This is a genomic window from Roseovarius sp. E0-M6 (assembly GCF_037083845.1).
Classification (GTDB): Bacteria; Pseudomonadota; Alphaproteobacteria; order Rhodobacterales; family Rhodobacteraceae; genus Roseovarius.
In genome coordinates this window covers 81,311-99,312 of record NZ_JBAPLA010000005.1, presented here as the reverse complement: position 1 = coordinate 99,312, position 18,002 = coordinate 81,311, and the positions used below count along the sequence as shown (strand labels likewise).

The window sequence follows — 18,002 nt, the reverse complement described above, 5'->3', positions numbered from 1 at the left end:
CGGTCTCAGATGGATATCAGCATGTTGACCCCGGTTATCAAGGCCACCGTCGCGCCACATAGCCCCAACAGCATCAAGCCGCCGTCATGCGCGGTAAGCGCAAGGCCGATAACCGCCACCGCCAGCATCGGGCCCAGCGCGGCAAACGGGATAAGCTCGAGCGGCGGCACAAGGATGCAAAGACCGACAACCGTGACAGCAGCCAGCGTGCGCGCGGTCTTCCCGGTAAGGGAGTCTAGCCTGCGACCCAGCCATTTGTCCATCCAATCCGCCACCGGTCGCGCCTTGCATGCGGAGTTGCGAAGCTTTTCATTGTCGACCGATCGCGCGCCTACCGGGTCAGGCAACCAGATATGCCCGCGCCCCACCAGGATCTGACACGCGATAAGCGCGATCACCAAGGCAAACAACGTCGGCACACCGGGAATCCCGCCCAGCGGCGACACCACCACCAACGCGGGCACGAAGATCAGCGGCCCAAACCCGCGATGACCAATGGTTTCGACCATGTCGCGGATCGACACTTGATCGCTTTCATCCGCCAGGTCCACCACCGCATCCACAAGATCGCCAGCGTTCTGCCCTTCGCTCATCGCGGCTTACTCTCCTGAAGGTTCAAGCCACAACGCCCGAGCACCGCGCAAAGTTCACCACCTCACTGTTCGGGAACGAGAATGTCACGTTTGCCGACATGGTTGGCCGAACTCACAAGGCCTTCTTCTTCCATCTGCTCCACAAGGCGGGCCGCCTTGTTATACCCGATGGCCAGTTTGCGCTGAATATACGAGGTCGAGCATTTGCGATCCTGAAGGACGATCTGCACGGCCTCGTCATATTGTGCGTCTTCGCTGTCGGTATTGCCACCAAGGCCAAGCACCGCATCAATATTGTCGGCCTTTTCGTCGTCAGGGCCCTCGACCACGCCACCCACATAAGACGGCGGACCATAGGCCTTGAGGTTGGTCACCACCTCCTCGACCTCTTCGTCACTCACGAAAGGACCATGACAGCGGATGATCTTCGATCCCCCCGCCATATAGAGCATGTCGCCCATCCCCAGTAGCTGTTCGGCCCCCATCTCGCCCAGAATGGTGCGGCTGTCGATCTTCGAGGTCACCTGAAAACTGATACGCGTCGGGAAGTTCGCCTTGATCGTGCCGGTGATCACATCGACCGAAGGGCGCTGCGTGGCCATGATCAGGTGGATGCCCGACGCCCGCGCCATCTGAGCGAGGCGTTGAATGCAGGCCTCGATCTCTTTGCCCGCGACCATCATCAGGTCGGCCATCTCGTCGACAATCACGACGATATAGGGCATTTTCTCGGGCGCGAATTCCTCGGTTTCGAACACCGGCTCGCCGGTTTCATCATCAAACCCGGTCTGCACCGTGCGGCTGAACATTTCACCCTTCGAGAGCGCATCCTCGACACGGCTGTTATAGCCGTTGATGTTGCGCACGCCCATCTTGGACATCTTGCGATACCGCTCTTCCATCTCGGCCACGACCCATTTCAGGGCCACCACGGCCTTCTTGGGGTCGGTAACAACGGGGCTCAGAAGATGCGGAATGCCATCATAGACACTGAGCTCAAGCATCTTTGGGTCGATCATGATCAGACGGCATTCATCCGGTGTGAGCTTGTAAAGAAGGCTCAGGATCATCGTGTTGATCGCCACCGACTTCCCCGATCCGGTGGTCCCGGCAATAAGAAGGTGGGGCATCTTGGCAAGGTTCGCGACGATCGGATCGCCGCCGATATCCTTACCCAAGGCCAGCGGAAGCTGCTGATTGCCATCGCCGAAATCACGGGTGGCAAGGATCTCGCGCAGGACGACCATCTCGCGGTTGTCATTGGGAAGTTCGATGCCGATCACGCTGCGCCCCGGCACGGTCGAAACCCGCGCCGAAAGCGCCGCCATCGAGCGCGCGATATCATCGGCAAGGCCGATGACACGGCTCGCCTTGAGACCCGGCGCAGGCTCAAGCTCATACATCGTCACCACGGGGCCGGGGCGGACACTCACGATGTCGCCCTTCACGCCGTAATCATCGAGCACATTCTCGAGCATCCGCGCGTTCTCCTCCAGAGCCTCGTCGCTCAGGTGGTGGCGCTGGATTGTTTCGGGGCTGGTCAACAGGTTCAGCGGCGGAAGCTCGTATTGCACATCCGGCTTTTCGTCGAACTGCAAGCTGGGCTGTGCTTCGGCGGCGGCGCGGGCCGAAGGCTGCTGGGCCTTCCGCGCGGTATGTTGCACCACTTTCTTGGGCTCCGGCACGGGAATGCGCGGCGTGGCGGGCGCAACAGGCGCGGTGTCCATCGGCGCGATATCCTCGACCAAGTTCTCATCGTGATACATCTGGGCCTCGGTGGCGACATAGGGCGCCTCCTGCGACATCCAGTCGGATGCGGTGGCCTGCGAACCGCCCGCCGTGAGGGGCGGTTCCGGCGGCAGGGCCGCACCGGCGGTCAGCGGCGGCTCGGGCGGAAGGTCGCGCGCCACACGCGGCACGCTGGTATCCAGAACAAGCGGGATCGGCCCACGGCCACGCCCCTTGGTCAGCGGCGCGACGGTCTCGGCTTGAAGACCTGGGTTCTGGCGCACGCGCGTTTTGATCACGTCGGCGATCTTGGCCTTGATCCGGTCCTCGCCCTGCGGCTGCGGCGCCGGGTCGTCGGTGTGCATCTGCGGTTCCGCCTGTGGGGCCGGATCGGGCCGCCGCATCAACGACGGCATACGCGACAGAAGGCCGCCTGTCTTTTGCGGCTCGGCCGGGGCCGGCTCGGACGGGCGGGCAGGCGCCATCACAGGCTCGGTCACCTGTTCCTCATAGCGCATGCCCGTGCTGCGGCTCAGGCGTGGCGGCACGATCGTCACGCGCGGCTCCTCGGGCAGGTCAGGCATCTGCGAAGATGCCTCCGCACGGCGCGCGCTCCGGTCTGCGCGACGCTCCGCGCCAGTGCGGGCGGCATGAAGCGCACCACTGGCACCCCGTCCCGCCAACCCGGCAAGCCAGGAATAGGTCATGATGACCCCCACGATCAGGAACCGCGCGATCCGGCGCAGTTCATCGCGCGAAAATCCAAGCACGAAGGCCCCCATCACCACCGAAAGAGCCCCGAGCGCCAATGCCAGAAGCTTGAGCCCGGTACTGGCCGAAAACGGCAGAATACCCAGCATGGACCCGAGGATTGTATCACCAAAGAGACCCCCAAGGCCAAAGCTGTGGGCCTCACCCCAGTTCACACTCGGCGGCAAAGACGCCCAGTAAAGCGCAAGCACCGCGATCCAGATCGGCGAGAAGATCACCCGGCTCATCGCCCGATCCTGACCTCGATGGAAGATGAACCGCATCCCCCATACCGCCAGAAGCGCCGCAATGCCCCACGCACCCCAGCCCACGATCATAAAGAACGCCGCCGAAAGCTTGGCCCCGAAGGCGCCAAGCCAGTTCTGCACCGGCGCATCCACCGCCGAGAGCCAGCTTGGGTCATCGGGGCTGTAGCTCGCGAACATGGCCACCGCGATCGCGCCCAGCCCAAGAAGCCCGAAACCCAGCAATTCCTTGCCGCGCTTCTCGATCACTTCCGCCATGTTGCTGTCCAAGAGCGGATCGCGTCCGCGTGCCTGATATGCCATGTTGCCCTCGTCCTCGTCAGTTCAGGAGACAGTCACGCAGGCGTCCAAGCCCTTGTGCCATCTCGTCTTTTGGGGCCACCATCGCGGCCCGGATGTAATGCTTGCCGGGGTTGCCCCCGGCGGTATCGCGGCTCAGATAGGCGCCGGGTAGAACCCGGACGCCGGTTTCGCGCCAAAGCCTGAGGGCCGCGGCTTCGCCGTCCTCGACCTCAAGCCACAGAAAAAACCCGGCTTCGGGACCGCTATATCCCGCGATCCCGCTCATGATGTCATCGGCGATCGCGTATTTCTCCTGATACAGCGCGCGATTCTCGTCCACATGCGCCTCGTCGGACCACGCGGCCACCGCCGCGTGCTGAAGCGGCATCGGCAGCGGGCTTCCGGCATAATTGCGCAATTGCCGCATGCGCGCGATGCACTCGGGCCCGCCCGCCACGAAGCCGCTGCGCAGCCCCGGAAGGTTCGACCGCTTCGACAGGCTGTGAAAAATCAACACCCGCTCGGGATCGGCCCCGACCTCGCGCGCGACCTCAAGCGCGCCGGCCGGCGGCGTGTCGCGATAAATCTCGGAATAGCATTCGTCGGCAAGAATCCTGAAATCATACCGCTCGGCCAGATCGATCAGGTGCGCCCAATAGGCCCTGTCGGCCACCGCCCCCTGCGGATTGGACGGGGAGCAAAGGTAAACCGCCGCCGTCCGCTCGAGCACCTCCGCGGGCACCGCGTCGAAATCCGGCAGATACCCTGTGTCGCGCGTCGCGTTGAGAAAGACCGGCTCGGCCCCCACGCTCAACGCCGCCACCATGTAGACCTGATAAAACGGATTGGGCATCAGCACGACCGGCCGCTGCCCGGCTTTCTCTTCGGGGCACAACGCCATCATCGCGTTATAAAGTCCTTCGCGCGTGCCGTTCAGGGCCAGAACCTCGCGTTGCGGATCAACCCTCACCCCATAGCGGCGCGCGACCCAATCCGCCACGGCCTCGCACAGTTCGGGCATACCTTCGTTCACCGGATAGCGCCCAAAGCCCGCAACCTCCCGCGCGATCACATCTGTGATCCAGCCCGGAAAGGCGTGCTTCGGTTCTCCGATCGTCATATGCACGACATCGCCACCGGGCGCATGCGCGTCCAAAAGCGCCCGCAAACGCGGGAACGCATACTCCGGAAGGGTCTCAAACCGCTCGGGAAACATCTCGATACTGCCTCAGGTTCACGGGATCATTGCCGCCCCGTTTCCCCCGAAACTACCTGCGGACGCGCCTCAGGTCCAGTAAAACCACCGCAAGCCCCCGAAATTGTGGCATTTTTGGCATTCGTGCCTCGATGCTCCAAAAATACTCAAATTCAACGGTTTAAGACAGCGCCAGCTCGGCCGCGCGGGCAACCCGCAAAAGCCGCTCTTCGCCATGCGCCACACCGCAAAGCATCACGCCACAGCTTGGATGTCCGGTCGGCAAGGTGATCGCAGCAAGCCCCATGAGATTGCCCACCCGCGTGTTGCGCAAGGTCAGCAAGTTCTCGGCCACGTAGTACTCGCCATCCTCCATCAACCGGGCCGCATCGGGGGGCATGTTGGCGGCGGTGGGTAGGATCACCGCATCGAACCCGGCGGTCCGGGCGGCCCAACGCGCGCGCAACACCTCAAGCCGCCGCCATGCGGCCACGTAATCGGCGGCCCCAAAGGCGCGCCCCTGCTCGAACCGCTCGCGAACCGGCTTGAACATCTTCTCGGGATGCGCCGCGATCCGCTCCCCCCAGATCCCATAGGCCTCGGATGTAAAGAGCACGCCCGACATGGGCATCGCCTCGTCAATCTCGGGCGACACGAAATCGACCACCTCGGCGCCCGCATCGCGAAACCGGTCAATCGCATACGCGCAAGCTTTGCGCGGGGCGTCCCGCGTCTCCTCCATCACCAGCCCTTGCAACGCGGCCAGGCGCATGCCCTTGAGGCTCACATCGCGAAGGTCCACCGGGTCGTGCCGCCCCTCGAGCGCAGCCAGCATCAAAGCGCAATCCTCCACGTTCCGCGCCAGCGGGCCAACCGTGTCGAATCGTTCGGCCAACGGCACGGCGCCGCGAAATGAGACGCGTCCGGCGGTGGTCTTGAGGCCCACAAGGTCGTTCCACGCTGCGGGCACGCGGACAGAGCCGCCCGTGTCACTACCGACGGCGCTGGCGGCAAGGCCGAAGGCCACGCTTGCCGCCGCCCCCGAAGACGACCCGCCCGCTACCGCATTCGCATCATTCACATTCGGCGGCGTCGCCGTCATCGGGTTGAGCCCCAGCCCCGAAAAGGCCAGCTCGCTCATATGCGTCTTGCCCAGACATACCAGCCCGGCCATCGTCGCGGCGCGCAGAACCTCAGCATCCTGCTCAGGCACCCGCCCCTCCAACAGTTTCGACCCCGCCTCGGTTGCGGTTCCCGCGCTGTCAAACAGGTCTTTCCAGCTTACCGGCACCCCGTCGAGCGGTCCACGCCTCTGACCCGCGCGGGCGCGCCTCGCCGCGGCGGCAGCTTCGGCGCGGGCGCGGGTCTCGGTCACGGTGGTATAGATGCGGTCGCGGTCCGGGTGGGCTTGGATGGCACTCAGGTAGGTGTCTGTGAGCGCCTCTGCGTCAATCTCGCCCGCGCCGATCCCGCGGCCCAGTTCCCCGGCGCTTGCCCAAAGCCATTCTTGCATCACTCATTCCTTCTTTCGCGTTCGATGCGACGGTAGCGTCACGGTCACGCATGGACAATCCCGCGCAACCCACCATATTTGCGACATGGAACAACACAGCGATATCTTGATCGTCGGTGGCGGCCTTGGCGGGCCCAGCCTTGCCCTTGCCCTCGCCCAAGCAGGCTTCAGTGTCACCATCGTTGACGCCGAACCTGAAGCCGTGCGCAAGAACGCCGCCTTCGACGGGCGCGCCTATGCGCTGGCCTTGGCCTCGGTCAGGCTTCTGTCCCGGCTCGGGCTCTGGGACGGGATCGCCCGGAACACGCAACCCATGCTCGAAATCAAGGTTTCGGACGGGCGCGCGGGCGAAGGGCCGCTCTCTCCGTTCTTCCTGCATTTCGATCACGCCGAGATCGAGGAAGGCCCGATGGGCCATATGTGCGAGGATCGCTTTTTGCGCCGCGCGCTGCTTGAGGCCCTTCGCCAAACGCCCGGCATCACGCCCATCTCGGGCGAGCGTGTTGTCGCACAGGAGGTGGGCGCGGGCCATGCACTGATCAGGCTCGCCTCGGGCCAGACGTTGACAGCGGGCTTGCTTGTCGGCTGTGACGGGCGCGGATCGGGCACGGCGGCGCGCGCCGGCATCGGGCGCACCGGTTGGGGCTATGGTCAGACGGCGCTCGTCGCCGCGATCGCGCATGAGGCGCCGCATCACGGCATCGCGCATCAGTTCTTCATGCCATCCGGGCCGCTGGCCATCCTGCCGCTCCCCGGCAATGTCAGCTCAATCGTCTGGAGCGAAACCGACGCGACCGCCGCCGAATTCCACGCGCTTGACGATGCCGATTTCATGGAAGTTCTGCGCCCCCGCTTCGGAGATTTCCTTGGCGATATCGCACTGCGCGGCAAACGCTATACTTATCCCTTGGGGCTAAGTCTGGCCGACCGTTTCGTCGCCGACCGCGTGGCGCTGGTGGGGGATGCGGCGCATGGCATGCACCCCATTGCGGGCCAAGGTCTGAATGCCGGGCTGCGCGATGTCGCGGCGCTCGCTCAGGTTCTGAGCGACGCGCGCAATCGCGGCGAAGACATAGGGGCCGCCGATGTGCTGGCCCGGTATCAGCAATGGCGTCGTTTCGATACGGCAACGCTCGCTATGGCGACGGACCTGACCAACCGCTTGTTTTCAAATGACAACCCGATCCTGCGGCTGGGCCGCGATATCGGGATGGGCGTCGTTGGCGCGCTTCCCGGACTGCGCCGCGGCCTGATCCGTGAGGCCGCGGGCCTGACGGGCGATCTACCCGATCTTATGCGCTGAGCCCAAAGGGCGGATGGCCGGGGCCTCTGGGCTTACTGAACCCGTTTGTCGCGAACGCGGACCCGCTCCAGCCCCATGAGAATATCCAGCATACGCTTTTGCTGTGCGCCATGCCCGTGCTGGGCTTCGATGTTGTAATACGTCCCCAGATTGTTGAGCACGACATAGTTCGAAAACGAACAATCGTTTCGGTCGGGGCGGACATGTTCATAGATCACGTTCACACCCTGCTTGTGAAGCTTCGCGACGGTCTTGCGCGCCTCGTTGTTCTGGTCAAACGGCTTGGTCCCGGCCAGAAGGATCGCATCATCCTCATCGCCGCCATTCGGCGCCATCATCCCATTCATAACCGCGCTTTGCCGTGCCGCGCTGATTCCGCCGCTACCGCCATTGCCGCTGTGCCCGTTCGCGTTGTTATGCAGTGTCAGGATAAAGCCGGGGTGCCGCGCCTGAAGGTCCATCAGAACCCCGGTAAAGATCGGCGCGGGCTTGCGCCGCATCTGGCTACAAGGCGCGGTCGCGGCGGCGGTGGTGCCGAAATTACGGTTCGGATCCTGCCCCTTGAATTCGCGTGAGTCGGCGGCTTCCACCGCCACCAGCTTGCCGCCATATTTGCGGATACCGTAAAAGGCCGTGTCGAAAGCCGCCTGCTCATTGTCGTGCAACAGGAAGATCGTCGGCCCTTTGGCATGCGCCGTGTTCTCGACCACCGTGAACCGCCAAGCAAGGCCATTCTCCTCAATCTCAAGCTGTGAGATACAGATCCCCTCGCCCATGGCCCCCGCGTTGCGGGCAACGTCATTGTCGCGCACCTGCGCCGGCGAGAGGCATCTGTCGTCGGTCGTGTCCTGTGCCATGGCGGCATTGGCGGCAAGCGCCATCAACGCCGCCGCGCCCCATGTGATCAATTTGCTCATACTGGCCTCCCTGTTTTTTGATTATTTCGCCGACAGACGGAAAAATCCGTAACCACAATACCCGTTATACAGTTCCGCCTCCAACATCGGGCCGGAAATGCTCGTCGGGTTCTTGGGGCGCGGAGTCACGCCGTCGCGAGTGATCGAGACGAACGAGTTCTGGCTGATCGTGCCACGCCATGTGTGACCGCCCGACGTAAAGGTGATCTTGCCCCGGTCAAGATAGGCATCGCCCGAATAATAGGGCTGGCAGATACGCCGCTTGGCCCCTGAATATTGCGTGTGATAGCCGCGCTCGAACCGGAACACCCCAGACAGCAGGTCACCGCCCGCTTGGCTTCCTTGTGGAACCGAATTGTCCGGCACCCCGTCACCACAGTATTTGGCGACGATTGCCTGACTGGTTTCCCCCTCGACAAAACCGGGGTTCATCCGGGCGAAGGCGGCCAGCGCCTTGTGCTGCCCACAGCTCAGCGCCGCGCCCCCCTCGGCCGAGGCCACCTGCACCGGCTGACTCGAGCTTGACGAGGACGACCCGCTCGAGCTGTTGTGACAAGCTTCGTTCAACTGGTCGATCGTATACTTGCCAAGATCCTCGCTACCCAACGTCGGACAGCCGATGTTCATCTTGAATTGCTGGGCCTGCGCGCCTGAACCAAAGACCGCTCCCACGGCCAGCCCAAGCACCACGAAACCCGCTCTAATCATCGCATTTTGCTTGTGAAACATATGCAATCCCCACGCTTGATAATGTTATTTCGTCGTCAACCTTCGTCAGAAACCCCTGACGGAATGAAATGAACCGCTCCGGTCCAAGCCCGTGATGGGTGTCCTGATCGGTATACTGATCCCCAAACCCGTAAAACATCTCGGTCATCTTGCTGACGTCGATATCATATTTCTCGGATCGCCAGCCCATGTAACCGCCCGATAGAAAATCCGCATGCAGCTCAATGCATTTGACGCGGTGCGGGTTCGTCTCGACCAGCATGTTCAAAAGGCCGTGCTTGGCCTGAAAGGCGTGCGCGGCCTCATGTGCCAAAATCGCGATCGCACGGTTTATGTTGCCCGGCGGGTTCGCCACATCCAGAAAGAACTCGACACCAACGACAAGGGTATTTTCCTGCACGTCATAATAGGCGCCATATTCCTCGCTATCCATACAGAACGCGTCAAAGCGGAAATTGAAGAACTCCTGAATGTCGGCCTGTGTCGAGACGAGGATCGACCGCATGATATCGCTTTCGATATCCGCCACCGGATACTGATATGCCCCGGTACACCCTGCATGGGCAGGGGCGCCCATCGCCCCCAGCCCCAGCAGGGCGCCCGCGACATATGTCCACCAGCGTCGCATGGATCAGTTCTGTGCGACCATCTTGAAGATCCAGTCGCGGTGATCCGAGACCCGGGCATAGACGCCGGGGAACCCCTTCCACGCACAGCCCTTGCCGAAACTCACCACGCCGACCTGAAGGAAGCCAGTTGGCCCGTCCCGCACGATAAGCGGCCCGCCACTGTCGCCCTGACAGCTATCCTTGCCGCCTTCCTCGTAGCCCGCACAAAGATGAGGGCCCTGGCCGGACCGGATGCCATCGCCATAGCCCCGTTTGCAAACGTCATTGGAAAGCTGGCGAACATCCACCTCCATCAGGTAACTCGACGATTGCCCGCCCGATTCAAGCGCGCCCCAGCCCGCGACCTCGGAACAGGTGCGCACGCCGGCCAGCTTTTTCTCGACCGCCTTGGTGGGCAGGATCGCCAACTGGCTGTTGGGGATGTTGAATTTGCCCGACAGCTTGAGAAGCGCGACATCATGCACATTATAGTCGGACGGGTTATAACCGGGATGCACGATAAGCTTGGCAATACCCCGCCCGTTCGGGTCGAGCTTGCCATTGCTGCCGGAGCGGTGAATCGTCACGTCCTGCGGCTGTGCATCGCCCCAGCAATGCGCCGCCGTCAGCACCCATTGCTGATTGATGAGCGATCCGCCGCAAAACTGAATCCCGGCCCCTTTGTGATAAAGCCCCACAATGAAAGGCCAATCACTCGGTTTGGCGCGGTCGCCGTTCACGATTCGAAGCACCGGCTGATCTGATTTCGGGTCGATACACTCCATCTGCGCCTGTGCGATGGCCCCGCCCGTCAGGCCAAGTGTCACGGCTGCTGACAGCACGAATTTGGTCAGGAAATTCCTCATGTCAGATCCCCTCAATTGGTAATACGATAATCAAGATAGGTGACGTCGCGTGCCGAACACTTCGCCTGCGACCGTTTGTGATTGCTCAGGTGCAGCCGCATCGTCTTTTTCGCGACCTTCTGACCCGGAATGGCATAATCGCTGCCATCAAGCTGGTAATCCTCGCGGCTTGTCAGCGCGATGGATATCTTGCCGATGCCCACGCCCTCATCCTCGGGATGATAGAGTGGGAAGGTGTCGCGCGTGCCAAAGCAATATTCCTCGCCCGCGGCCACCTCGGCATAGGTCTCACCGCCCGGATGGGTCAGCTTGTTGGGATAAAGCTGCTGAAAATCGCCTTCGATTGGCGCGTCAAACACCGAGACAAATCCAGATTGCTTTGGCGTGAAGCACAGCACCAGCAATTCATTGATCCGAAAGCTCGGCTTTGAGGTCCGCTGGCCCGCCTCGTATTCGTCTAGGCCGGTCATATATGCATTGATGCACTCTGCCATCGTGGCACCGGGCAGCGCGGCCACCATGGCCGCAAAAAATGTTGTTCTCAATCCTGTCTTCATCGAATTTCCCTCCTCAGCTCGACGTCTTGGGCACCATGACGATTTCAACCTCGCCGCCCGGCTCCTTGGGGAGTGTCACCTCACCCTCAAGGACATGCCCGATAGTGGAAGTCAGCGTCGCCGTGACCTTCATCGGATAGCCGGCCTTGGATTCAGGCACCGGCAGGCTCACCGCATAGGGCGGACCACCTGATGTCTTGACCGTCTTGCTGGTCGAATTGCCGTCCCCCTTGGTGGCGACGGTCAATTCCGACCCCACCGGCACCATAAGTCGCACGAAATACGTGACATTCAAATCAAGATCATGGGCGGTGTCGGTCTCCAATGAGGTGCTCCTCGTCTGTGGCTTGACCGCGGCCTTCGTCTTGGTGGTCGAGGCCGGTTTGGCCTGCGCCTTCGCATTCAACTGCGCCGACGAAACCGTCGGCTCGGGTTCCGGCACGATGACCTGCTCGGTTCGTGCCGACTGACCGAAGATCGGCAAGCCGTTCGCGCATCCCTGCACCAGCATCGCCGCTGTCAGCACGGCCACTGCGCGGCCTCCGCGCCGGACTGTTCCAGAACCTGTCATCGTGCCGTCTCCTTTGTCAGTTGCGCCCGACCGGCGTGATTTCAACGCGCCGGTTGGTCGCGGCTTCCGGGTTGTCACTATCGGCAAGCTGCGCCTCACCAAAGCTGCGCACCTTGAGCGTCATGGCAAAATCGACCCCGCTCAGAAGTGCGCCCGCCGTGGCCTGCGCCCGTTCGCGGCCGAGTGCTTCGTTATCCGTTTCGCTGCCCACCGCGTCGGTGTGCCCGTCCACGAAATAGGCGGCCTCGCGAAGTTCTTCGTCCTCGGCGATGACCTTGGCCACCCGCGCGAGCAATTCGCGCGATGCCGGCGTGATCTCGGCGCTGCCGAACTCGAAATTGATGGCGAACGCCACGGGTTCGATCTCGGGTTCGGCCTCGACGATGGTCAACGACCGGGCGCTGTTCTCGGCCTGCGCGCGGCTCAGGGCGCAGCGGATCATGTCCGCATCCGCCGTTTCGCCCAGAACTGCGGGCGTGTCGCCACAGTCTGCGGCCTTAAGCGGGGCGGCCATGGCCATGAGCCCCGCCAGAAGGCAGATCCGCGCAACATTCATCGGGGCGCTATATGTCCTGATGCTGTGCATTCTGAATACTCCTTACGCCCGCGATTACTTAGCGACGACATATTCCAGCGTCGCCGCCCGGATTTGCGCGCTTCCGGCCGCGAAAACATCCTCAAGGCTCTTGACCGTCTTTTCCGCAGGTTCGAGCGCGCGGGGGAAGGCGGATTTTTCGTCGAAAAGCGCGGCGATCATCGCGTCATAGGCACTGCTGTCGCCGTCGATGGCAATCACCTTGACCATTTCGGTGCCACCGTCGCCACTCACTTCGAACTCGTATTTCGCGCCTTCGGAGGGCACCATCATCGTGGCCTCTTCCTGTGCGCCTTCGCCGGTCGCGAACTTGTTGGGATAGATCATCTGGATCGTGCCCGCGCTGTCCATGTTGAGGATATAGACCTTGGCCCCTTCGACGCCTTCGATTTCAAAGGCAATGCGGTCGCCTTTCTTCAGAACGCCCTTGGCGGCGCTGTCAACATCGGCGACTTCGATGGGCTTGATCTGCGCGGTGACCGGGGTCTCGGCAACTTCGACGGCGCTCAGCGCGCGAAAGGCGCCCATGTCGGACATCTCGGCCCAGACGGGTGCGGCACTTGCCAAAAGAACGGCGGCGGCGGTGATCTTAAAAGTCTTAAACATTGTATTGCTCCTTTGTAGCGATTTGCGTCTCATGGATCAAAGGATAGGAGGTCTCCGGCAACTACTCAATGTGGGAAGGCTATGCTAATTTTTAGTTGCCCACCTAAATTCCAGTTGGCATTCTGACATTGATATGCCCCCCTAAATATCGTTTCACATGCCCATGACAGATCTGAGAAACATAAACACTCTGGAGAGTTTGCGTCGGTCAAAGACAGAATTCCACAACAAATTGTGCCGCGCCTCCCTCGAACCGGACCCGCTCCTGCTGAAAACCCTGCGCAGCGAGAATGTATTCGTGCTGTCGGAATTTCTTTTTCTGCTGCGCGCCTTCGATCTTGTCGCACAGCCCGCCAAGCTGGAAACCTATATCGAGGCGCATAATACCCAACTGCGCGACCTCATCGACAAACCCGAAAAACGTCGGCTCATGGGGCTCGAAGTGCCGCGACTCGAACGCGGGCTTTTCTCACCGATTCAGATGCACAAGGCCAAGGCTAACCTGCTATCCGCAACGCCCGGCTTCGATCAGGCCGACATTCAGCGCCTGACGATCCTGCTATTCTCGCCCGAAACCGGCCGTCGCGTGATCGAAGCACTTGAGCAGGCGGGTTTCATTGTCCGAATCGAAACCCCATATTATTCAAAGATCATCCAATCGCGGGGCACGGCCGAAGACTGTTTCGCCGACTATCTCGACGATGTCCGCAACACGGTCGGACACGACCTCGCAACGACAGGAGTTCAGCCATGAAACGCTATGTGATCGCCGCCTTCACCGCCCTCGCCCTTGGACCGGGAAGCGCAAGCGCGATGCCCTGCGACGGCATTGATTTCGACCTGCGGATCGCGGTGCAGGATGCGTTGATGGGGGCCGAAGACCCACAAATCTCGCGTCTGGCGGGATATCTCAACGAATCCTTTTACACCGATCTCACCTGTCGCCTGAGCCATCAGAAAGACGATGCAGAGCTAAAAAGCCTTACGGGTGATCCGGCCGCACTGATTACGGCCTCAATGGACATGACCACGCAGCGCAATCAGTCGGACGCGCTCATGCTCATTCTGATGGCGATGCAGGCCACTGTCGTCGAAGAGTGATCGAAGCCCGCCACAGCCCTAAGGGCAGGCGGCGCCTCTTAGCCGGTGAGGATCGCGCTCACCTTGAGGGCACGCTGCGCGTTCCCCTCGACCTTCAGCTTGCCGGACATATAGGCCATCACGGGGTTCTGGTCGCCCGACAGGATGCTGCGAAACACCTCGTCCCGGGCCATCAGGACCACGTCCGCAGGCTCATCCCCCGCCCGCGCGCCGAACTCGTCCAGCATGACACACCCCTCGCCAGTGACGCTCAGTTTGGCGGTGCCGCGAATCGCACCTTTCGCCTTGGGATCAAGCCGGGTGACATAGGATTGAATAAGCTCGGACATGGGGCCTCCTGTCAATGTTGCAGGAACATTGACGCATCCCCCAGACGCGCACAATTCTGACCCTACGTCACGGCTCCCACCGTGACAGCGCGTCCTCGTCCTCGTCCCGCGCCGCGACCCATCCGGCACCGTCGGCGGCGTGTTCCTTCTTCCAGAAAGGCGCGCGCGACTTGAGGTAATCCATCAGGAATTCAGCAGCCTCAAACGCCGAGGCACGATGCCGGGCGGCGGTGGCCACCATCATGATCATCTCGTCCGGGCGCATGGGCCCGTGGCGGTGAATGATCAAAACATCGCCCAAGTCCCAGCGGCCCACCGCCTCTTCGGCCATGGCGGTCAGCGCCTTTTCGGTCATGCCCGGATAATGCTCGATCTCCATGTGATCGAGGCCGCCCGCCACATCACGCACAATGCCGGTGAAGGTGACGACGGCGCCCATATCACTCTGGCGCGCGGCAAACCGGTTGGTCTCGGCTCCAAGGTCGAAGGGGTGCGCCTCGACACGTATCTCCATCGGCTCAGCCTCCGGTCATCGGCGGGAAAAAGGCCACCTCGCGCGCGCGGCTCAGATCCGCGTCGAAATCGGTCAATTCCTGATCCACCGCCACGCGCAACGCCCGTTCGTCGGCAAACGCCGCCTCGTATCGCGCCTCGCGGGCCTTCAACTCGGTCACCAGATCGCGCACCGTGGCGGCCGTCGTCTCGACCCGCTCGCGCGGCAGACCCACACGTTCACGCACCCATGCGAAATATAGAACATCCATCAGTCACGCTCCTTCAGATGTGGCAACGCCTTGGCGAAATAGTCGATCCCGGTGAGCACCGTCAGGGCCGCCGCCAGCCACAAAAGCCATAGGCCAAGCCGCCCAGCCCAGATCATGCCTTCCATCTTCCACCAAAGGCCAAGAACGTCCTCTTCCCGGCCTTGAAGGATATCCAGCACCATCGCGTTATCCATGCCAAAGACCGACATGCCAAAATAATGCTCAAAGACGCCTTGTGCAAAGAGGCAGGCAATCGCGACCATCTGCGCGGTCGTCTTCCATTTGGCCAGCTTCGTAACCTTGAGCGTGCCCGCCACATCGCCCAGATACTCCCGCAACCCCGAGACGAACACCTCGCGGAACAGGATGAAGGTCGCCGGCAGCACCAGCCATGGCGACATCGACGAATAGCCCACGATCACCATAAGCGCGATCACCACCATCGCCTTGTCGGCAATCGGGTCCAGCATCGCACCCAGCTTCGTCTCCTGCTTCCAGCTTCGGGCGAGATAGCCATCGATCCAGTCGGTGATCGCCGCGCTGACAAATAGCACAAGCGCGAACCAATCCGCCCAGGGCCGGTTGAAATAAAGGAACATCACGGCGATCGCCGGCGCGGCGACGAGGCGCAGAATGGTAAGCACGTTTGGGAGGGTGACAGTCATACCGCCTGTCTACCCCGCACGTCCCTATGGGGAAAGCCCGTTTTCCATGCCACTTGCGTGGATCAACCCTTCTCGTGAAAGAAATCATATACCTTCTGGGCGAGCGCTGCGGATACGCCGTCCACCGCCTTGAGATCGGCAAGGTTGGCGCGGCTTACCGCCTTGGCACTGCCGAAATGGGCCAGAAGCGCGCGCTTGCGCGCCGCCCCCACGCCCGGCACCTCGTCAAGCGGGGTCGCGCCGACCGCTTTCGCCCGTTTGGCGCGGTGGGTGCCGATGGCAAACCGGTGAGCCTCGTCGCGCAGACGCTGAATGAAATAGAGCACCGGGTCATTGTGCCTGAGAGCCTTGGGGCGCTGCCCCACACGGTGAAACTCTTCCTTGCCATGGTCGCGGTCGATGCCCTTGGCCACACCCACCATGGCGATGTCTTCGACACCCATTTCGCGCATGATCTGCGCCACGGCACTGACCTGCCCCGCCCCGCCGTCGATCAAGAGAAGATCGGGCCACATGCCCTTCTCACGCTCGGGGTCTTCCTTCAGAAGGCGCTTGAACCGGCGTTTCAGAACCTCTTTCATCATGCCGAAATCGTCACCGGGGGTCAGGTCATCACCCTTGATGTTGAACTTGCGATACTGGCCTTTCATCAACCCCTCAGGGCCCGCCACGATCATCGCGCCCACCGCATGCGCCCCTTGTATGTGACTGTTGTCGTAAACCTCGATGCGCTCGGGCGGAGCCTCAAGGTCGAACGCCTCGGCCACACCGCGAAGCAGTTTGGCCTGCGTCGCGCTCTCGGCCATGCGGCGCGCCAGACTTTCCCGCGCGTTCCTCAGGGCGGCATCCACCAATTCGGCCTTTTCACCGCGCACCGGCACAAGGATTTCAACCTTGCGGCCCAGCGTCTCGCTCAGCGCGTTCTGCATCAGATCGGTGTTGTCGATGGCATGGCTCAGGATCAATTGCCGCGGCGGCTCTTTGCCGTCGTAGAACTGCCCGATGAAGGCCTCGAGCACCTCACCCTCCTCCACCTCGGGGCCGACGCGCGGATAAAAATCCCGATTGCCCCAGTTTTGCCCGCCGCGCACAAAGAACACCTGCACACAGGCCTGACCTTTTTCGAGGTTGAGCGCGATGACATCCGCCTCGGTCACCGTGCGCGGGTTGATCCCTTGTGCCGTCTGCACTTGGGTCAGCGCCTTTATCCGGTCACGCAGGGCCGCGGCGCGCTCGAATTCCATCGCGTCCGACGCTTCGGCCATCTGCGCCGCCAGCTTTTCCTGTATCTCGGTGGATTTGCCCGACAGATACCGCTCGGAGTCGCGGACTTGCCCGGCATAGTCCTCCTTGCTGATATAACCCACGCATGGCGCGGTGCAGCGTTTGATCTGATACTGCAGGCAGGGCCGCGTGCGGGTCTCGAACATCGCATCGCTGCAATTGCGCAGAAGGAACACGCGCTGCAATTGTGCCAGCGTCCGGTTGACCGCCCCGGCGCTCGCGAAGGGGCCATAATACGCCCCCTTTTCGCGTTTCGCGCCACGATGCTTCTTGATCATCGGATAGTCATGGCAGGTGACAAGAATGTTGGGAAAGCTTTTGTCGTCCCGCAACAGAACGTTATAGCGCGGCTTGAGCTGCTTGATCAGGTTCTGCTCAAGCAACAGCGCCTCGGTTTCGGTCCGCGTCGTCAGGAACATCATCGACGCGGTTTCGCGGATCATCCGCTCGATCCGCCCGGTATGACCGGTCGGGCGGGCGTAATTGCTCACCCGTGCCTTCAGGTTGCGTGCCTTGCCGACATAAAGCACCCGCGCCTGTGAATCGAGCATCCGGTAAACGCCCGGACTTCCATCCAGCGATTTGACGTAATCGCGGATCACCTCATGGCCGGTTTTCTGGGATGCGTTCTCGCTCATTGCGCCTGTGCCGATTCCCGGGTTTGCCCCTGCATCATATCTCCACTTGATCAAGAGGAAACATGTCCCCGGTTTCTGTGGATAACTCTGGCGATAACTTTCCGTGAGCTGGAATTTTCCGTTGTATCCAGCCCGCTTCGTT

20 protein-coding genes are annotated in these 18,002 nt (G+C 61.8%); 3 read left to right on the top strand and 17 right to left on the bottom strand.

Going from position 1 to position 18,002, the window contains the following annotated elements; genetic code table 11:
• Positions 1 to 5: 5 nt before the first annotated feature.
• The 4 genes from V8359_RS13465 to V8359_RS13450 all read right to left on the bottom strand — a co-directional run bounded on the left by V8359_RS13465 (position 6) and on the right by V8359_RS13450 (position 6,327).
• Positions 6 to 593: an exopolysaccharide biosynthesis protein gene (locus V8359_RS13465; protein WP_336429497.1), complete on the bottom strand. Its 588-nt coding sequence runs from the start codon at positions 591 to 593 to the stop codon at positions 6 to 8.
• A gap of 62 nt (positions 594 to 655) precedes the next feature.
• The gene (locus V8359_RS13460; protein ID WP_336429496.1) at positions 656 to 3,640 is read right to left on the bottom strand and encodes a DNA translocase FtsK; all 2,985 of its coding nucleotides are present in this window, start codon (positions 3,638 to 3,640) and stop codon (positions 656 to 658) included.
• 16 nt (positions 3,641 to 3,656) lie between these two features.
• A complete protein-coding gene (locus V8359_RS13455) occupies positions 3,657 to 4,835 on the bottom strand; it encodes an aminotransferase class I/II-fold pyridoxal phosphate-dependent enzyme (RefSeq protein ID WP_336429495.1) in 1,179 nt (392 codons plus the stop codon).
• Positions 4,836 to 4,995: 160 nt separating this feature from the next.
• Positions 4,996 to 6,327, bottom strand: a complete 1,332-nt coding sequence (locus tag V8359_RS13450; RefSeq protein WP_336429494.1) for an amidase — start codon at positions 6,325 to 6,327, stop codon at positions 4,996 to 4,998.
• Positions 6,328 to 6,412: 85 nt separating this feature from the next.
• Between V8359_RS13450 and V8359_RS13445 the strand changes: the two genes are divergently transcribed.
• Complete coding sequence (locus tag V8359_RS13445) at positions 6,413 to 7,630, top strand: UbiH/UbiF/VisC/COQ6 family ubiquinone biosynthesis hydroxylase (protein WP_336429493.1); 1,218 nt, start codon at positions 6,413 to 6,415, stop codon at positions 7,628 to 7,630.
• Between the two features lie 32 nt (positions 7,631 to 7,662).
• On the opposite strand, the gene V8359_RS13440 is transcribed toward V8359_RS13445, so the two are convergent.
• From V8359_RS13440 to V8359_RS13405, 8 genes are read right to left on the bottom strand one after another with little or no spacing between them, the layout of a single operon-like run.
• Positions 7,663 to 8,547, bottom strand: a complete 885-nt coding sequence (locus V8359_RS13440) for a hypothetical protein (RefSeq protein ID WP_336429492.1) — start codon at positions 8,545 to 8,547, stop codon at positions 7,663 to 7,665.
• 21 nt (positions 8,548 to 8,568) lie between these two features.
• A complete protein-coding gene (locus tag V8359_RS13435) occupies positions 8,569 to 9,276 on the bottom strand; it encodes a hypothetical protein (RefSeq protein WP_336429491.1) in 708 nt (235 codons plus the stop codon).
• Positions 9,248 to 9,904, bottom strand: a complete 657-nt coding sequence (locus V8359_RS13430; RefSeq protein WP_336429490.1) for a hypothetical protein — start codon at positions 9,902 to 9,904, stop codon at positions 9,248 to 9,250. Before V8359_RS13430 ends, V8359_RS13435 begins: the two co-directional genes overlap by 29 nt.
• Before the next feature lie 3 nt (positions 9,905 to 9,907).
• Positions 9,908 to 10,750, bottom strand: a complete 843-nt coding sequence (locus V8359_RS13425) for a serine protease (RefSeq protein ID WP_336429489.1) — start codon at positions 10,748 to 10,750, stop codon at positions 9,908 to 9,910.
• A gap of 11 nt (positions 10,751 to 10,761) precedes the next feature.
• Positions 10,762 to 11,307 (bottom strand): hypothetical protein, encoded by a 546-nt coding sequence (locus tag V8359_RS13420; RefSeq protein ID WP_336429488.1) that lies wholly within the window; start codon positions 11,305 to 11,307, stop codon positions 10,762 to 10,764.
• A 13-nt stretch (positions 11,308 to 11,320) separates the two neighbouring features.
• Positions 11,321 to 11,878 (bottom strand): hypothetical protein, encoded by a 558-nt coding sequence (locus V8359_RS13415; protein ID WP_336429486.1) that lies wholly within the window; start codon positions 11,876 to 11,878, stop codon positions 11,321 to 11,323.
• A gap of 16 nt (positions 11,879 to 11,894) precedes the next feature.
• The gene (locus V8359_RS13410; RefSeq protein WP_336429484.1) at positions 11,895 to 12,464 is read right to left on the bottom strand and encodes an OmpA family protein; all 570 of its coding nucleotides are present in this window, start codon (positions 12,462 to 12,464) and stop codon (positions 11,895 to 11,897) included.
• Positions 12,465 to 12,488: 24 nt separating this feature from the next.
• Complete coding sequence (locus tag V8359_RS13405) at positions 12,489 to 13,079, bottom strand: DUF4384 domain-containing protein (RefSeq protein WP_336429482.1); 591 nt, start codon at positions 13,077 to 13,079, stop codon at positions 12,489 to 12,491.
• Between the two features lie 232 nt (positions 13,080 to 13,311).
• On the opposite strand from V8359_RS13405, the gene V8359_RS13400 reads away from it, so the two are divergent.
• Both V8359_RS13400 and V8359_RS13395 read left to right on the top strand, forming a co-directional pair.
• A complete protein-coding gene (locus V8359_RS13400) occupies positions 13,312 to 13,833 on the top strand; it encodes a hypothetical protein (protein ID WP_336429481.1) in 522 nt (173 codons plus the stop codon).
• The gene (locus V8359_RS13395) at positions 13,830 to 14,180 is read left to right on the top strand and encodes a hypothetical protein (RefSeq protein ID WP_336429480.1); all 351 of its coding nucleotides are present in this window, start codon (positions 13,830 to 13,832) and stop codon (positions 14,178 to 14,180) included. The genes V8359_RS13400 and V8359_RS13395 overlap by 4 nt, the downstream gene beginning before the upstream one ends.
• Positions 14,181 to 14,218: 38 nt before the next feature.
• Here the strand turns inward: V8359_RS13395 and V8359_RS13390 are convergent, their stop codons facing one another.
• From V8359_RS13390 to uvrC, 5 genes are all read right to left on the bottom strand, one after another.
• Positions 14,219 to 14,509: an SCP2 sterol-binding domain-containing protein gene (locus tag V8359_RS13390; RefSeq protein ID WP_336429479.1), complete on the bottom strand. Its 291-nt coding sequence runs from the start codon at positions 14,507 to 14,509 to the stop codon at positions 14,219 to 14,221.
• 67 nt (positions 14,510 to 14,576) lie between these two features.
• Positions 14,577 to 15,023 carry a molybdenum cofactor biosynthesis protein MoaE gene (locus V8359_RS13385; protein WP_336429477.1) on the bottom strand — a complete coding sequence of 149 codons (447 nt, stop codon included), beginning with the start codon at positions 15,021 to 15,023 and terminating at the stop codon, positions 14,577 to 14,579.
• Positions 15,024 to 15,027: 4 nt separating this feature from the next.
• Positions 15,028 to 15,273 (bottom strand): molybdopterin converting factor subunit 1, encoded by a 246-nt coding sequence (gene moaD, locus V8359_RS13380; RefSeq protein WP_336429476.1) that lies wholly within the window; start codon positions 15,271 to 15,273, stop codon positions 15,028 to 15,030.
• Positions 15,273 to 15,938: a CDP-diacylglycerol--glycerol-3-phosphate 3-phosphatidyltransferase gene (gene pgsA, locus V8359_RS13375; RefSeq protein ID WP_336429475.1), complete on the bottom strand. Its 666-nt coding sequence runs from the start codon at positions 15,936 to 15,938 to the stop codon at positions 15,273 to 15,275. Before pgsA ends, moaD begins: the two co-directional genes overlap by 1 nt.
• Before the next feature lie 62 nt (positions 15,939 to 16,000).
• Entirely contained in the window at positions 16,001 to 17,860 is a 1,860-nt protein-coding gene (gene uvrC / locus V8359_RS13370; protein WP_336429473.1) for an excinuclease ABC subunit UvrC, read from the bottom strand.
• Positions 17,861 to 18,002 lie beyond the last annotated feature (142 nt).

Bases quoted from the DNA above. Each gene is read 5' to 3' on its own strand.
- V8359_RS13465 (WP_336429497.1), bottom strand. From the start codon at position 593: ATGAGCGAAGGGCAGAACGCTGGCGATCTTGTGGATGCGGTGGTGGAC.
- V8359_RS13460 (WP_336429496.1), bottom strand. From the start codon at position 3,640: ATGGCATATCAGGCACGCGGACGCGATCCGCTCTTGGACAGCAACATG.
- V8359_RS13455 (WP_336429495.1), bottom strand. From the start codon at position 4,835: ATGTTTCCCGAGCGGTTTGAGACCCTTCCGGAGTATGCGTTCCCGCGT.
- V8359_RS13450 (WP_336429494.1), bottom strand. From the start codon at position 6,327: ATGCAAGAATGGCTTTGGGCAAGCGCCGGGGAACTGGGCCGCGGGATC.
- V8359_RS13445 (WP_336429493.1), top strand. From the start codon at position 6,413: ATGGAACAACACAGCGATATCTTGATCGTCGGTGGCGGCCTTGGCGGG.
- V8359_RS13440 (WP_336429492.1), bottom strand. From the start codon at position 8,547: ATGAGCAAATTGATCACATGGGGCGCGGCGGCGTTGATGGCGCTTGCC.
- V8359_RS13435 (WP_336429491.1), bottom strand. From the start codon at position 9,276: ATGTTTCACAAGCAAAATGCGATGATTAGAGCGGGTTTCGTGGTGCTT.
- V8359_RS13430 (WP_336429490.1), bottom strand. From the start codon at position 9,904: ATGCGACGCTGGTGGACATATGTCGCGGGCGCCCTGCTGGGGCTGGGG.
- V8359_RS13425 (WP_336429489.1), bottom strand. From the start codon at position 10,750: ATGAGGAATTTCCTGACCAAATTCGTGCTGTCAGCAGCCGTGACACTT.
- V8359_RS13420 (WP_336429488.1), bottom strand. From the start codon at position 11,307: ATGAAGACAGGATTGAGAACAACATTTTTTGCGGCCATGGTGGCCGCG.
- V8359_RS13415 (WP_336429486.1), bottom strand. From the start codon at position 11,878: ATGACAGGTTCTGGAACAGTCCGGCGCGGAGGCCGCGCAGTGGCCGTG.
- V8359_RS13410 (WP_336429484.1), bottom strand. From the start codon at position 12,464: ATGCACAGCATCAGGACATATAGCGCCCCGATGAATGTTGCGCGGATC.
- V8359_RS13405 (WP_336429482.1), bottom strand. From the start codon at position 13,079: ATGTTTAAGACTTTTAAGATCACCGCCGCCGCCGTTCTTTTGGCAAGT.
- V8359_RS13395 (WP_336429480.1), top strand. From the start codon at position 13,830: ATGAAACGCTATGTGATCGCCGCCTTCACCGCCCTCGCCCTTGGACCG.
- V8359_RS13390 (WP_336429479.1), bottom strand. From the start codon at position 14,509: ATGTCCGAGCTTATTCAATCCTATGTCACCCGGCTTGATCCCAAGGCG.
- V8359_RS13385 (WP_336429477.1), bottom strand. From the start codon at position 15,023: ATGGAGATACGTGTCGAGGCGCACCCCTTCGACCTTGGAGCCGAGACC.
- moaD (WP_336429476.1), bottom strand. From the start codon at position 15,273: ATGGATGTTCTATATTTCGCATGGGTGCGTGAACGTGTGGGTCTGCCG.
- pgsA (WP_336429475.1), bottom strand. From the start codon at position 15,938: ATGACTGTCACCCTCCCAAACGTGCTTACCATTCTGCGCCTCGTCGCC.
- uvrC (WP_336429473.1), bottom strand. From the start codon at position 17,860: ATGAGCGAGAACGCATCCCAGAAAACCGGCCATGAGGTGATCCGCGAT.